Below are 14,102 nucleotides of genomic sequence, written 5' to 3'. Positions count from 1 at the left end.
ATGATTGATCTTGTCATAGTTGGTGCAGGTCCAGCGGGGTTAGGCGCAGCTATTTCAGCTGCTGAAAATGGATTAGAAGTGTGTATACTAGATGAGTTCGTAAAGCCTGGAGGGCGTTTATTGGGGCAGCTGCATGAGGAACCAGATGGAAAGTGGGTAAATGGAATAACCGAAGCACAAAAGCTCTATGAACGTGCGATTCAACTTGGAGTAAATATTCAATGTGGAGTATCCGTATATGACTTAATCAAAACTGACAACGGTTGGTGTGTCTATACTACTGATCGAACAATAGAATCTAAATGTCTACTACTTGCTACAGGAGCATCGGAAACACCCATTCCTGTTCCGGGATGGACGCTACCCGGTGTCATGTCCATTGGAGCGGCACAGGTAATGGGCAATGTTCATCGTGTGAAGCCGGGAGAGAAAGGAATCATCATTGGGGTTAATGTCCTCTCTGTAGCGATAGCGAGAGAATTACAACTATGTGGTGTTCACATTGAGAGTATCTTACTTCCAGAGCCTAGTCTTGTTTCGGGAGATCACTCAAATCCAGAAAAAATGATGGAATCACTTTTACGATTAACACATTTAGCTCCCTCTCCTATCATAAGGTTTGGCGGAAAATGGGTGAATCCGAAGCTTGGGGCACGTTTGTATCCGAAAAACGGATTTAAAATGTGGGGAATTCCAATTCAACTACGTAAAACGGCTCTCGAAATAGTTGGAAAAAATCAAGTAGAAGGTGTACGCACTGCTGAAATTTCTGCAACAGGAGATGTTATAAAAGGGACAGAAAAAGTGGTATCGGCTGATTTTGTCTGCATTGCTGGTGGTCTTACACCAATGTCCGAACTTGCTGCTGTTGCGGGTTGTTCATACAGTTATGTTCCTGAATTGGGTGGTCATGTACCTATTCACAATGAATTTATGCAGACAAACCTCAAAGGTCTATATGTTTCTGGTAATATTACAGGAGTTGAAAGTGCTAAAGTAGCTAGGGCTCAAGGAAAAGTGGCTGGGCTGTCGATTGCACGAGAGTTAAATGCTATAAAGGCAAGTACTGATGAGGTTATTGATAATGCTATTAAAGAGGTTATTGAAACGAGACGTAATGCACTTATTCAATTTCAGCCAGGCATTGAAGAAGCGCGTGAGGAACTTCATGATAAATTTTATGAATCTATTGAAAAAGAATCTCGATCTAAAATCAAATTATCTTAACTAAAAAAGTGTTTCCTACCATACAAAACAAACCCTCCCGTATTAGAGGAATGGCTAATGCGGGTTTTATCTTAATATGTTAACTTGTTAAATATTCAAATTTAATGAATGGAGGATTTATTAATGAAGGTATTAGTTATTTTAGCTCATCCAAACATTGAAAAATCAGTTGTGAACAAAACATGGCTAGAAGAACTAAGGCAGGCTTCCAACATTACTATACATGAACTTTATAAGCAATATCCAGATGAAAACATTGATATCGAAAGAGAGCAAAGACTATGTGAAGAGCATGATAGAATTGTCTGGCAATTCCCGTTTTATTGGTATAGCTCGCCACCATTACTAAAAAAGTGGCAGGATGAAGTACTTACTCATGGATGGGCATATGGATCAAACGGGAATAAATTACATAATAAAGAACTGATATTAGCAGTAACAACGGGAAGTGCTAAAGAAAGATATCAAGCTGGTGGACGTAATAATTTTTCAATGAGTGAACTCTTAAAACCGTTCCAAGCAACTAGTAATTTAATTGGAACCAAATTTTTACCTGCATTCATTTTCAATGGATCCTATACAGCAATTGACGAAGAGATAAAAGAAAGTGCAAAGGAATATGTGAATTATATTCTTGCTAGCGATATATTTGAATGAAGATGGTTTAGTCATAGAAAGGTTTTATCATGGTAAAGGCGGATGTTTCCTGCCCTTGAGGAAATATCCGTTTTTCATGTCTGTAGAAACGGTTTTGAGAGTAGAAAACTATATAATGATCATGTCTCATCCTCTACTATAAACTGAACAGTAAAAAACGATTTTCAAAGACTTTAATAATTAACACACATTATAGTAGTGTAAGATTAAAGACGAATAATATTTAACACAGTGTCCAACGAAAAATTTCTGAATTTTAATTATATTAGTATTAAGGGTAAACACTTATCTTAATACTATAAGCAACAGCAAGATCTAATGGAAATGTATTGCAAGCTAAGGGTACAAAGATCATTATTTTGTTGAGCCTAGTATTTTGATAAAGGAATCATTTTTGAAGCTGATAAACTAAATACTTCTGTAAGCGCTACCAATTAGTTGGAAGTAAAATTTGAACTCATTAAAGAAATATAGGATGGAGGGGGTAGGGAATTTCTGTTGTTTTGTAATATCTTCCATATAAAACATTTTGAACAGGGGGATTTCAATGAATATAAACGACATTGTGAATTGGTTAAATGGGTATGTCTGGAGTCCAATACTAGTGTATATGTTTCTCGGTTTAGGATTATTATATTCGATTCTTACACGTTTCGTACAAGTAAGATTTATTAAAGATATGCTAAAGCTGACATTTGAAGGAGGAGGTTCTAAAGCTGGAGTATCTTCCTTTCAAGCATTAACAATGTCATTAGGCAGTAGAGTTGGTACCGGGAATATAGCAGGTGTAGCCACTGCAATAGCATTAGGGGGACCAGGTGCTGTTTTCTGGATGTGGGTTGCAGCATTTCTAGGTAGTGCGACTTCATTCATTGAAATCACTCTCACACAAGTATATAAAAGAAAAATCGATGGTGAGTACAGAGGTGGTACACCGTATTTCATTGAAAAAGGATTAAACCTAAGGTGGTTTGCTATTGTATCTGCAATCATCACCTTAATTGTTATGGGCTGTTTATGGCCAGGAGTACAGGCCAATACCATTGCATTAGCAGTAGATAATGCTTTTGGAGTATCACCTACAATTACTGGTGGTATTGTTGTTGTATTACTAGGTGCTATCATTTTTGGTGGTGTTAAACGGATTGCAAAAACTGCTGAAATCATTGTTCCATTCATGGCTATAGGATACATCGCGGTTTGTATTATCCTTCTTATTATGAATTTTTCTCAAATACCGAATGTAATTTCCCTCATTTTATCTAGTGCTTTCAGTTTAAATTCAACTTTTGGAGGATTAATTGGATCTGCAATAGCTTGGGGTGTTCAAAGAGGGGTTTATTCCAACGGAGCTGGTATTGGTAGTGAAACGTTTGAATCAGGTGCTGCAGAAGTATCTCATCCGGCTAAACAAGGCTTAGTTCAAGCTTTCTCCGTTTATATTGATACGTTGCTTATTTGCTCTGCTACAGCATTCATGATTCTTATTACAGGCATGTATGATGTGAAGCCAGAAGGGATGGATCCTATTACTAGTAATCTTGGAAACGTAGAACCATCTCTATATACACAACTGGCAGTTGATTCAGTTTTCGCTAATTTTGGTGCAGCATTTCTAGCTCTAGCCTTATGTTTCTTCTGTTTTACTACATTAGTATCATACTATTATAAAGCAGAGACCAATCTTGTTTTTCTGAAACTAAATAAAAGCAAAAATATAAATTGGTTATACCACGCTTTAAGAATTGTCTTAATGGTCGCTGTATATTATGGAAGTGTTAAAACAGCTGGTACTATATGGGCAATGGGAGATTTAGGCATGGGGGCTATGGCATGGGTGAACCTTACTGCTATCTTTTTCCTTACAAAGACAGCCTTGAAAGTATTAAAAGATTATGAAATGCAGAAAAAGGCTGGGATCGATCCTGTGTTCAATCCTTCAAAACTTGGAATTCAAGGTGCGGATTTTTGGGAAGAAGAGTATGTAGGTCCTGATTATACGATCCAAAAAGAAGAAAAAAGAATATCGCTATAGAGAAATAGTTAAGTAAAAAAGGAATACTTACAATTATTTGAACAGAACTTTTTCGCTGTTCTTTTTTTTTATTCTTCAGTACAAATGGTTAATAGAATTTTAGTTTAGATCATGTAAAGAAAAACAAGAATTTTATATTACACACTGTCCAATGAAGTAGATGGGAACCAGTAGTATCTTTAAATCAGATAATATTTACAAATTTTTATATTTAGCCACCGAGTAAGCGACGTAAATAACTAGATTATTAAAAATCTACCCTGAAAGAAGCTTACAACTCGGGTGACTTCAAAGGAGGAAGATTCATGATTATTGGAGTTCCAAAAGAGATTAAAAATAATGAAAATCGTGTAGCTTTAACACCAGCTGGATTGGTTTCCATTGTAAATGCTGGTCATAAGGTATTAATTGAAAAAGATGCTGGAGTTGGAAGTGGCTTTACAAATGAAGATTACGCTAACGTTGGTGGAGAAATTATCGAAAATGCTAGAGATTTATGGTCGAAGGCGGAAATGATTATGAAAGTGAAAGAACCTCTTCCAAGTGAATATCACTATTTCCGTGAAGGGTTAATTTTATTCACTTACTTACACTTAGCTGCTGAGCCAGCCTTAGCCCAAGCTCTTAAGGACAAAGGAGTTATTGCGATTGCTTATGAAACAGTTGAAGTAAACCGCACACTTCCTCTACTTACTCCAATGAGTGAGGTAGCAGGTCGTATGGCTGCACAAATTGGCTCTCAATTCTTACAAAAATCTAATGGTGGAAAAGGAATTCTACTTGCTGGTGTTCCTGGCGTCAGTCGCGGTAAAGTAACGATCATCGGTGGTGGTATCGTAGGTACAAATGCAGCGAAAATGGCAATTGGTTTAGGGGCAGATGTTACCATTATGGACTTAAGTGCAGATCGACTACGTCAATTAGATGATATTTTTGGAAAACAAATTCAAACATTAATGTCAAATCCATTAAATATCGCAAAAGCAGTGTCAGAATCTGATCTATTAATAGGAGCTGTATTAATCCCAGGTGCAAAAGCTCCTAAGCTAGTAACGGAAGAAATGGTAAAAGCGATGAAACCTGGTTCTGTTATCGTTGATGTTGCCATTGATCAAGGTGGTATTGTCGAGACAGTTGATCATATTACAACACACGACAACCCAACATATGAAAAATATGACGTTGTTCATTACGCAGTAGCAAACATGCCTGGTGCGGTTCCAAGAACATCTACTATTGCTTTAACAAATGTCACAGTTCCTTATGCATTACAGATTGCCAACAAAGGTGTGGTCCAAGCACTTATAGACAATCAATCATTAATGCTTGGTTTAAATGTAGCATACGGTGAAATCACATACGAAGCTGTGGCAAAAGATCTTGGGTATAATTTTGTCTCACCTGAAAAGGCTTTTGAAATGGAACTTACTAATGTTTAAGAATCGTTAATGAACCAAAACTCTATTTGAATAATAGGAAGTAAAAATGAACATGTAGTGTTAAAAGTCGCGTAAAAATAATAAGTCAATATCTATATAACTTTCATCGTGTGGTGGACTGAGAAAAAATTGGGATAACTTTAATTTGCTATATAGCGAGAGAAAATAACAGCCAGGCTTATTAGATAGCCTCGGCTGTTTCTCTTACTTCTAGTATTTATGAATAACTTCTATTGATTTTAGTCTGATTTCGAATGTTGATAAACTTACTGACTGGTTCCTACTGCATCAAACTAAAAATATGTAATCAAGAAATCTTATTTTTTATCGTTTAGGAAATTATAAAATTCTTGAACTATGGCTAAGCGCACGACAGCCAGCTCCAGCGCCTAGCCCCTCGAGGTCATAAGCTAATTTAGAATTGAAGGCAAAGAACGCCTTCTATTCTAAATCATCTTATGCTTGTCGGGTCTGTTCAAGGCGCTTGCGCTTTTGTTCTTATTAAAATTTTAGTTCTGCTTTTGCATCATAAGAGGACGGTGAATCATGAAAAAGTGGATGATACCATTAGTTTTACTTTCTATTTTAATAGGATTTATGGGTAAGTCTCTTATGGAAGATAAAAAGCCTAAAGTTGTTGTCGTTTTACAAGAACTAAATACTGAATATTCGAAAACGGTCAAAGCAGGAATAGAAAAGGGATTTGCTGATTTTGATATAGATGGGAAAGTAATAGCGCCTGGTTCACAATATTCAACCTCAAAACAGATTACTATATTGAAAGATTTTCTAAAACAAAACCCAGATGCACTAATCGTCACACCTATTGAACCATCTGCAACTATTCCTGTATTCAAGGAGTATAAAAAAAGAAGTATCCCGGTGTTAATGTTGAATAAAGATGCTCGATGGAAGGATCAAACTACCTTTATTGGGACGAATCACCATATGCTGGGGGAAAAAGCAGGAGCAGTATTATCATCATTTTTGTACCCAGGGGATCGAGTAGTTTTTATTTTCGATACAAAAACTAATTCAGTTGTGAATGACAGGATTAAGGGAGCAAAAGAGGTTCTAGAACGTGTGGGAATTGAGATCGTCATAGAACAGCTAGGAAATGATAAATCTCCAAAGATGAATTCCTTAATGAGTAACATTATGCAAACTTATCCTGATATTAAAGGAGTGTTTGCTACAAATGACAATCTAGCTTTAGATGCACAAAAAGTGATAGAGGAAAAATCATTAAATATACCCGTCGTTGGAACAGACGGTACTATGGGAATGCTGAAAGCGGTTGATGAGGACAAGTTGAGTATTACCTTAGCCCAGAATCCTTTTGATATGGGGTACCTTAGCGTAATGGAAGCATTAAAAGTAATTAAGGGAGGTACTGTAGACAAAAGGATTGATAGTGGAGTAGATATTATTACAAAAAACAATGCAAAATCTAGAATTAACTTTTTAAAAAAATATGTATTTAAATGAATATATGAAATTAACATTATTTATGCTAAGGGATTGTATCTAATCACCAAAAATGGTAATATACTATTTAATTAATTAGCATAACACATTAATGTGAATATCAAGTAATTAGTATAACCTAATAACTCAATGAAACAATAAAAAGAGGCAAGAACAGGAGGTCGGATGTGAATAAGAAGAAAATGGTTTATGTAGTATCTGATTCGGTTGGAGAAACAGCTGAGTTGATGGTAAAAGCAGTTGCATCACAATTTAATTGGGAAGATGTTGAAATTAAGCATATTTCCTATGTAGAGGATATTAAGGATCTTAATAATGTCATTACTGCCGCTAAATATAATAATTCCATCATTGCCTATACGATCGTAGTACCGTCTTTAAAGCAATTTCTTGATCAGCGGGCAGAGGAAACAGGAATCATGGCGATTGATTTAATGAATCCGCTTATGGAAGCATTTATTCAAAAATTTAATAAAGACCCTGTTCGGCAGCCAAGGCTTATGAGGCAATTAGATGATAACTATTTCCGCAGAGTGGAAGCGGTAGAGTTTGCAGTAAAATATGATGATGGACAAGATGTAAGAGGGATTAAGCATGCAGATATTGTATTAATTGGAGTTTCTAGAACATCGAAGACACCGCTTTCTATGTATTTGGCCCATAAGCGATTTAAGGTAGCAAATGTACCTTTAATACCAGAAATTGCACCTCCTGATGAACTTTTTGATATTCAAAAAAATAAATGTGTTGGTTTAATCATAACACCAGATAAACTGAATGAAATTCGTACGGAGCGATTAAAAAATTTAGGGTTAACAACCCAAGCGAATTATGCGAATTTTGATCGGATCCTTAAAGAATTGGAATATGCAGAAAAAATTATGAAACGAATAGGTTGTCCGGTTATTAATGTCTCAAATAAAGCGATAGAAGAGACAGCTGATTTAATACTAGCAATGTTAAAAAAGAGAGGGGCAGTTTTTAATGGGTAAATTTGTTTATATGTTTGATGAGGGAAACAGCCAAAAAAAGGTTCTTTTAGGAGGTAAGGGAGCTAATTTAGCGGAAATGACCCGAATTGGCTTACCTGTCCCTTATGGGTTTACCATTACAACAGAGACATGTAATAAATATTATGATGCGGGAAAATCGATTTCAACAGAGATGGAATTTCAGGTTTTAGAAGCCCTTAACACCCTTGAAGAAAAAACAGGAAAAAGACTTGGGGATCCATCAAATCCGCTGCTTGTTTCAGTACGCTCTGGTGCAGTGCATTCGATGCCGGGAATGATGGATACCATTTTAAATCTTGGCATGAATGATGGTACTGTCGAAGGGATGGCAAAGCTGACAAATAATCCACGTTTTGCCTATGACTCATACCGTAGATTTATTCAAATGTTTAGTAATGTAGTCCTTAAAATAGATGGCTTTTATTTTGAACAATTTTTGGAAGAAGTCAGGGAAGAAAAGGGATATAGCTCAGATCCTGAAATGTCTGAAGAAGATTGGAAAGAAGTGATAAAAGGATATAAAGAGATTGTAGCTAAGCATTCGACAAAGACTTTTCCTGAGGATCCAAAGGAACAGTTATTCCTCTCGATTCGTGCTGTTTTTGATTCGTGGAATAATCAACGTGCTATTGTATACCGTCGTCTTCAGAATATTCCCGATCATCTTGGAACAGCTGTGAACATTCAAAGCATGGTATTTGGAAATATGGGCAACAATTCTGGTACTGGAGTAGCTTTTACTCGTAATCCCTCTACAGGGGAAGCGGAGCTTTACGGTGAATATTTGATAAATGCACAGGGAGAGGATGTTGTTGCCGGGATTCGCACTCCGCAACCAATTGCTTCTCTCCATGAAGAAATGCCAGAAGTATATCAGCAGTTTGCCCGCACATGCCACCTTCTGGAAAAGCATTATCAAGACATGCAGGATATCGAGTTTACGGTCGAGCGTGGTGAACTATTTATTCTGCAAACACGAACTGGAAAAAGAACAGCCCAAGCTGCCATTAGAATAGCGGTTGAATTAGTAAAAGAACAAATCATTAATGAGCAGGAAGCAATTCTACGTGTAGACCCTGATCAACTTAATCAACTCCTCCATCGTCGAATCGATGATACATATCAACGAAAACAGTTAGCGAAAGGCTTGCCAGCATCTCCTGGGGCAGCAACAGGAGAAGTCGTATTTGATGCAGACGAAGCTGAAAGGTTAGCAAAAGATGAGAAAAAGAAGATTATTCTTGTTCGTTCAGAAACAACACCTGATGATATTCATGGAATTGTTGCTGCCGAGGCAACGGTCACTAGCCGCGGGGGAATGACAAGCCACGCAGCTGTTGTTGCAAGAGGTATGGGAAAGCCGTGCATATGCGGCTGTGAATCATTAAAGATTGATTTAAAGTCAAAGCAATTTAAAGTAGGAGAAACGATCGTAAAACAAGGTGATATCATTACGATTGATGGTTCAACTGGTGAAATTATGATAGGGGAAATTCCGATGATTGAACCGCAGTTATCAGATGAGTTTCAATTGTTGCTTTCTTGGGCAGATGAAGAAAGAAAACTTGGTGTTAGAGCAAATGCTGACAATCCAGTTGATGCCAAAAAAGCTCTTGAATTTGGAGCAGGTGGAATCGGATTATGCCGTACAGAGCATATGTTTATGGATTCCAAGCGAATTCCAATTGTACAAGAGATGATACTTGCAGAAACACATCAGGAGCGTGAAAATGCTTTAGCCAAGTTATTACCAATGCAGCAAGAAGATTTTGAAGGAATCTTTGAAGCGATGCAGGGAAATCCTGTAACGATTCGACTATTAGATCCTCCCCTTCACGAATTTTTACCAGATAAAGAAGAACTTCTAGTTGAGGTTACAAAACTTCAGATAACAAATTCGAATTCTAAGGAATTAAAGGATAAAGAGCAGCTATTAAGAAAAGTTCGCCAATTAGATGAATTTAATCCAATGTTAGGCCACCGCGGCTGCAGATTGGGAATGATTTTTCCAGAGATTTATATGATGCAAGCTAAAGCAATCTTTTATGCAATAGCAAATGTAATGGAAAAAGGAATGGTCGTAAAACCAGAAATTATGATCCCATTGGTTGGGCATGTAAATGAGTTAAAAGAAATGCGGCAATTAGTGATCAATGCTAAGTTACAAGTTGAGGAAGAAACAGGACAGGAATTTGATTATCTCATTGGTACGATGATTGAAGTACCACGAGCTGCTTTAACAGCTGACCAAATTGCCGGAGAGGCGGACTTTTTCTCGTTTGGAACAAATGATTTAACCCAAACGACATTTGGATTCAGCAGAGATGATGCAGAGGGTAAGTTCCTCCAAGCCTATATTGAAAACAAAGTTCTTCCAGAAAATCCATTCGCTTCTCTTGATCAAGAAGGAGTAGGAAAACTTGTTGAAACCGGCCTAAACCTGGGTAGGGGAATAAAGCCAGGGTTAAAAACAGGTATTTGCGGAGAACATGGAGGAGAAAAGAAATCAATACAATTCTGCCATGATATAGGATTGGATTACGTAAGCTGTTCACCATACCGTGTACCTCTTGCGCGACTTGCAGCGGCTCAGGCTAATATTAAACATGAACAAAAACAGTATAAACTTCAAATTCAAATATAAAAATGAAGAAGGCTGCCTCTTTTGGGCAGCTTTTTCATTTTTTGCATACAAATATTATTGATAGTAAAAATGTTTTCATTAAGGACTATACTGAGGGTATTTTTTACGTGTAATAGTTTTGAAGTTTGCTATTGTCCATGAATAAGACTGTGTGGCTAGCCGTAAATCCATTTACATGGGTTATGAAATCCTGCGAATAAGTGAGCATTCGAGAGGTATTCGTATTAAACTGAGGTAGTTCATAATAGAAACTGATTGAAAGGCATGGGAAACTCATGATCTTAATAGGTACCACAGAAATATTTATATTATGTGAAACATACGCTACTCTCTCCTCCACTTTTCCATATATAGTCTATGAAAAGAATTTTCAAGTAGAAAGGGAAGTGGTTGAAGATGGCAAAATATCGAATGGTGCGTACTGAATTTTAGAAGAATCCGATTGTTTCAGAAGAGATTAGGATTCTGAAAAACTGGGAAAATGAATCTTTACTGACTGTTGAAGAAATTGATTCATCATGAGAACCAAAATCCTGAATTAACGCATAGGTAATCATCCGAATCGTTTCCTGCTGGAAGAGCTATTCCAAGTGGATTTGAACTTGAACTAACTGCAGGTGAGGAATGATGAGTATTGCTAAAAAGCGTATATAGGAAGCTTGATTAAGGAGGAGTACCCTCAAGGATACCGTTATTCAACCTGAACAACTGTGGAAGTACACGGCATAAAGAATTAATGCGAAGGAGGTTGAATTAAACCGAGCTGGCAAGAATAATTGATTTAATCTCATTGACAACCTTACATGATAATATTGTAATTTTAAAAATGTTTTGTTATTATCGTTTCATAGCTAATGATTATTATAGGTTTTCTAATCTATGTAAAATTAGAAACTATGAGCTCTGTGAAAATGTATTTTTATAACATTTTAAAGGGGAAAATAAATTGGATAATCTTAATTATGAATTAGATTTAATAGTAAAAATCGACAATTTAAGAAGTAAAATGTTACTAGTAGCTAATGATAAAGGTTTAAGACATCCAGAGACAATCTTTTTATCTACCAAACTAGATAACCTTATTCTCAACTATCAAAAAATAAAGAAAGGATATGAAGTTTCAAACCAAATATAGTGATAAATGTTGTAAAGGTAGACTTGTACTTTAAATTATGTTATTAAGTGAACAAAAGATGAAACAAAAATCATTTGCAAGGATTGCTTATTTATTCATTTTTTAGATGACAAAAAAGAATATACATTGATTAAAAAAAACCACCTAAGTCATATCAGCTATATAATGTGTACCCTTTGTAAAGGACATTTAAAAAAACTAGGAACTAAATGTGCTTAAGTAAATTTCAAATTCATTGAACCCCCATAATTGATTGGTCTAATTAAAGGTAAGTGATATATTTAAATAAATATTGCATTAAATTTCTTTGTTTGCTAAAATCGTTTCATAGCTAACGATTAGAAATTATGATTAAAGGAGTGGATTTATTTTCAAACCATTTAAAATGCTTAAATCTACTTGAAAGGTGTCATGAAATGAAAGAACAACTTTGGACAAAGGATTTTATTTTCTTAGCTTTATCTAACACATTTTTATTTTTAGCATTTGAAATGCTTCTTCCTACACTTCCCGCGTTTATTTCTGCAGGTGGAGGAACAGATTCATCAATTGGTATCATAATGGGGATTTTTACTATAACAGCAATCTTATCTAGACCACTCACAGATTGGGGAGTAAAAAAATTCGGAAAAAAATCCTTGTTATTGATAGGAGTATTTATCTGTCTACTAGCTAGTGCTGGTTATTATCTTTCCGCTATAGCAATTGTCATTGTAATGTTCCGACTACTGCATGGAATTGGCTTTGGGTTTGCTACTACTTTATATGGTACGATTGCTGCTGAAATTGTACCGGAAAGTAGAAGAGGAGAAGGACTTGGATTTTTTGCAATCGGAGCGACTTTAGCAGCTTCAATTGGACCGTTTATTGGGATTCTATTAATTGAAGATGGGAATTTTAATCATTTCTTTATTATTGTTTGTTTGGTACTCGTTGCTACATTATTTTTTACCAATTTTATAAAAGCCTCTCATATTAAGGAACCTGATCAATCACATAAACAGGAAAAATGGTATAAAAGAATTATTGTAAAAGAAGCTGTATTCCCAGCATTTTTTGTGATGCTACTTGGGGTTTCTTATGGAGGTATACTGAGTTTTATTACATTGTTTGGAAAAGAATCAAATATAGATAATATAGGATATTTTTTCTTAATCGTACCATTGTTTGAGTTCTTAGTTAGGCTCGTTGCCGGTAGGGTATTTGACCAATACGGTCCCTTTCCCGTACTAGTACCTGGTGCAATATTTTGTTTAATCGGCATTCTGTTTTTAGCTTATTCTACTAGCTTAACAATGCTTTTGATTTCAGGGGCTTTTTATGGAATTGGGTATGGTGCAATATTTCCAACAATTCAAGCTTGGATTATAAATAGAGTTACAAATGATAAGCAAACAATAGCTACAGCTACTTTTTATAACTTTTTTGATCTTGGAATTGGAATTGGAGCCTTTATATTAGGTATTATCGCTGGAATAACTTCTTATTCAACCATGTATATGTTATCAGCATTCATCTTTGTCATTTTTCTTGGCGTTTATTTAGCTTCATATTATAGTAAAAAAACGATTGTAAAAAAAGGTACGATGCAAATGTAAAATTGTTTAATTGAATTTAATAACAATATTGCCTTCTTTTTATTTTTTTGATATTATCGTTTCATAGCTAACGATAAAATAGAGTAGGTGAATAATATTCATAAAAATAACGGAGACGGTGGATTACTTCCGGAGGAAATAGATACAATTAGTCTTTTGACAAAATTACCATTAGATTCACTTAATTTAGAGTCGATTGCTGTTTGTACAAATATTTATAGAGTTGCGCAAGGACTCAGAAATAAAATGGAACAAGAAATTCTATCAGAATACGGACTTTCCTGGACTTCATTTTCCATCCTTTATGATTTATGGATTTGGGATTCTCTTGAAACAAAAAAACTTGCAGAATCAGCTGGAGTATCAAAGGCCACAATAAGTAACATAACAAATACACTAGAAAGAAAAGATTTATGTTATAGAAAAGTTGATAACAGAGACAGAAGAAATACGTTTGTTTTGTTAACTGAAAAAGGAAAAAAAGTAATTGAAGAGTTATATCCAAGCTTCCATTCTGGTGAAGTTGAAATTGTATCTAGTTTGGATGTTAATGAACAAGCTCTTCTTGCTAAATTACTTAGAAAAGTGATTAGGGAAAACAAATTTTAATAAATAAAAGCTAAGATGGGAAATACAGTAGTGGTTATCTCCCTGTATTCAGAGAGTCGATGGCGGTGTGAATCGACACAAAGATAACCATGAATTACATTCCTTGAGCTTTCTTTGTTGTAGAATGCAGCATAGAACGGACGAGCCGTTAATCGTTGAGTGGAAGAATGTTTATTCTTCAATAAGGGTGGTACCGCGTGTAAAAAGTCAAACCACGTCCCTTTTTTAGGGATGTGGTTTTTTATATTTATTTAAGG

10 protein-coding genes and 1 other annotated feature are annotated in these 14,102 nt (G+C 35.6%); all 10 genes read left to right on the top strand.

The window, feature by feature from the left end; translation table 11 throughout:
• Positions 1-1,227 (top strand): NAD(P)/FAD-dependent oxidoreductase, encoded by a 1,227-nt coding sequence (locus tag I7822_RS07080; protein ID WP_207976933.1) that lies wholly within the window; start codon positions 1-3, stop codon positions 1,225-1,227.
• A gap of 123 nt (positions 1,228-1,350) precedes the next feature.
• Positions 1,351-1,884 (top strand): NAD(P)H-dependent oxidoreductase, encoded by a 534-nt coding sequence (locus I7822_RS07075; protein WP_207976436.1) that lies wholly within the window; start codon positions 1,351-1,353, stop codon positions 1,882-1,884.
• Between the two features lie 547 nt (positions 1,885-2,431).
• Positions 2,432-3,919 carry an alanine/glycine:cation symporter family protein gene (locus tag I7822_RS07070; protein WP_243459332.1) on the top strand — a complete coding sequence of 496 codons (1,488 nt, stop codon included), beginning with the start codon at positions 2,432-2,434 and terminating at the stop codon, positions 3,917-3,919.
• A gap of 305 nt (positions 3,920-4,224) precedes the next feature.
• Positions 4,225-5,358 carry an alanine dehydrogenase gene (gene ald / locus I7822_RS07065; RefSeq protein ID WP_207976434.1) on the top strand — a complete coding sequence of 378 codons (1,134 nt, stop codon included), beginning with the start codon at positions 4,225-4,227 and terminating at the stop codon, positions 5,356-5,358.
• Positions 5,359-5,904: 546 nt separating this feature from the next.
• Positions 5,905-6,846 (top strand): sugar ABC transporter substrate-binding protein, encoded by a 942-nt coding sequence (locus I7822_RS07060; protein ID WP_207976432.1) that lies wholly within the window; start codon positions 5,905-5,907, stop codon positions 6,844-6,846.
• A gap of 167 nt (positions 6,847-7,013) precedes the next feature.
• Positions 7,014-7,838, top strand: coding sequence for a pyruvate, water dikinase regulatory protein (locus I7822_RS07055; protein ID WP_207976431.1), 825 nt, complete (start codon positions 7,014-7,016; stop codon positions 7,836-7,838).
• Entirely contained in the window at positions 7,831-10,503 is a 2,673-nt protein-coding gene (ppdK, locus tag I7822_RS07050) for a pyruvate, phosphate dikinase (protein WP_207976429.1), read from the top strand. The genes I7822_RS07055 and ppdK overlap by 8 nt, the downstream gene beginning before the upstream one ends.
• Before the next feature lie 946 nt (positions 10,504-11,449).
• Positions 11,450-11,638, top strand: coding sequence for an aspartyl-phosphate phosphatase Spo0E family protein (locus I7822_RS07045; RefSeq protein WP_207976427.1), 189 nt, complete (start codon positions 11,450-11,452; stop codon positions 11,636-11,638).
• A gap of 416 nt (positions 11,639-12,054) precedes the next feature.
• On the top strand, positions 12,055-13,236 hold the full coding sequence (locus tag I7822_RS07040; protein WP_207976425.1) for an MFS transporter: 1,182 nt from the start codon (positions 12,055-12,057) through the stop codon (positions 13,234-13,236).
• A 96-nt stretch (positions 13,237-13,332) separates the two neighbouring features.
• Positions 13,333-13,845 carry a MarR family winged helix-turn-helix transcriptional regulator gene (locus I7822_RS07035; RefSeq protein WP_207976929.1) on the top strand — a complete coding sequence of 171 codons (513 nt, stop codon included), beginning with the start codon at positions 13,333-13,335 and terminating at the stop codon, positions 13,843-13,845.
• A 3-nt stretch (positions 13,846-13,848) separates the two neighbouring features.
• Positions 13,849-14,070, top strand: a binding site (T-box leader).
• Positions 14,071-14,102 lie beyond the last annotated feature (32 nt).

The sequence above is a fragment of the Metabacillus bambusae genome (assembly GCF_017497975.1).
Taxonomy (GTDB): domain Bacteria; phylum Bacillota; class Bacilli; order Bacillales; family Bacillaceae; genus Metabacillus; species Metabacillus bambusae.
The sequence above is the reverse complement of the archived record's forward strand: the minus strand, read 5'-3'. Positions and strand labels throughout refer to the sequence as shown.

Excerpts from the sequence above, each read along its gene's own strand:
- I7822_RS07080 (WP_207976933.1), top strand. The coding sequence starts at position 1 with ATGATTGATCTTGTCATAGTTGGTGCAGGTCCAGCGGGGTTAGGCGCA.
- I7822_RS07075 (WP_207976436.1), top strand. The coding sequence starts at position 1,351 with ATGAAGGTATTAGTTATTTTAGCTCATCCAAACATTGAAAAATCAGTT.
- I7822_RS07070 (WP_243459332.1), top strand. The coding sequence starts at position 2,432 with ATGAATATAAACGACATTGTGAATTGGTTAAATGGGTATGTCTGGAGT.
- ald (WP_207976434.1), top strand. The coding sequence starts at position 4,225 with ATGATTATTGGAGTTCCAAAAGAGATTAAAAATAATGAAAATCGTGTA.
- I7822_RS07060 (WP_207976432.1), top strand. The coding sequence starts at position 5,905 with ATGAAAAAGTGGATGATACCATTAGTTTTACTTTCTATTTTAATAGGA.
- ppdK (WP_207976429.1), top strand. The coding sequence starts at position 7,831 with ATGGGTAAATTTGTTTATATGTTTGATGAGGGAAACAGCCAAAAAAAG.
- I7822_RS07040 (WP_207976425.1), top strand. The coding sequence starts at position 12,055 with ATGAAAGAACAACTTTGGACAAAGGATTTTATTTTCTTAGCTTTATCT.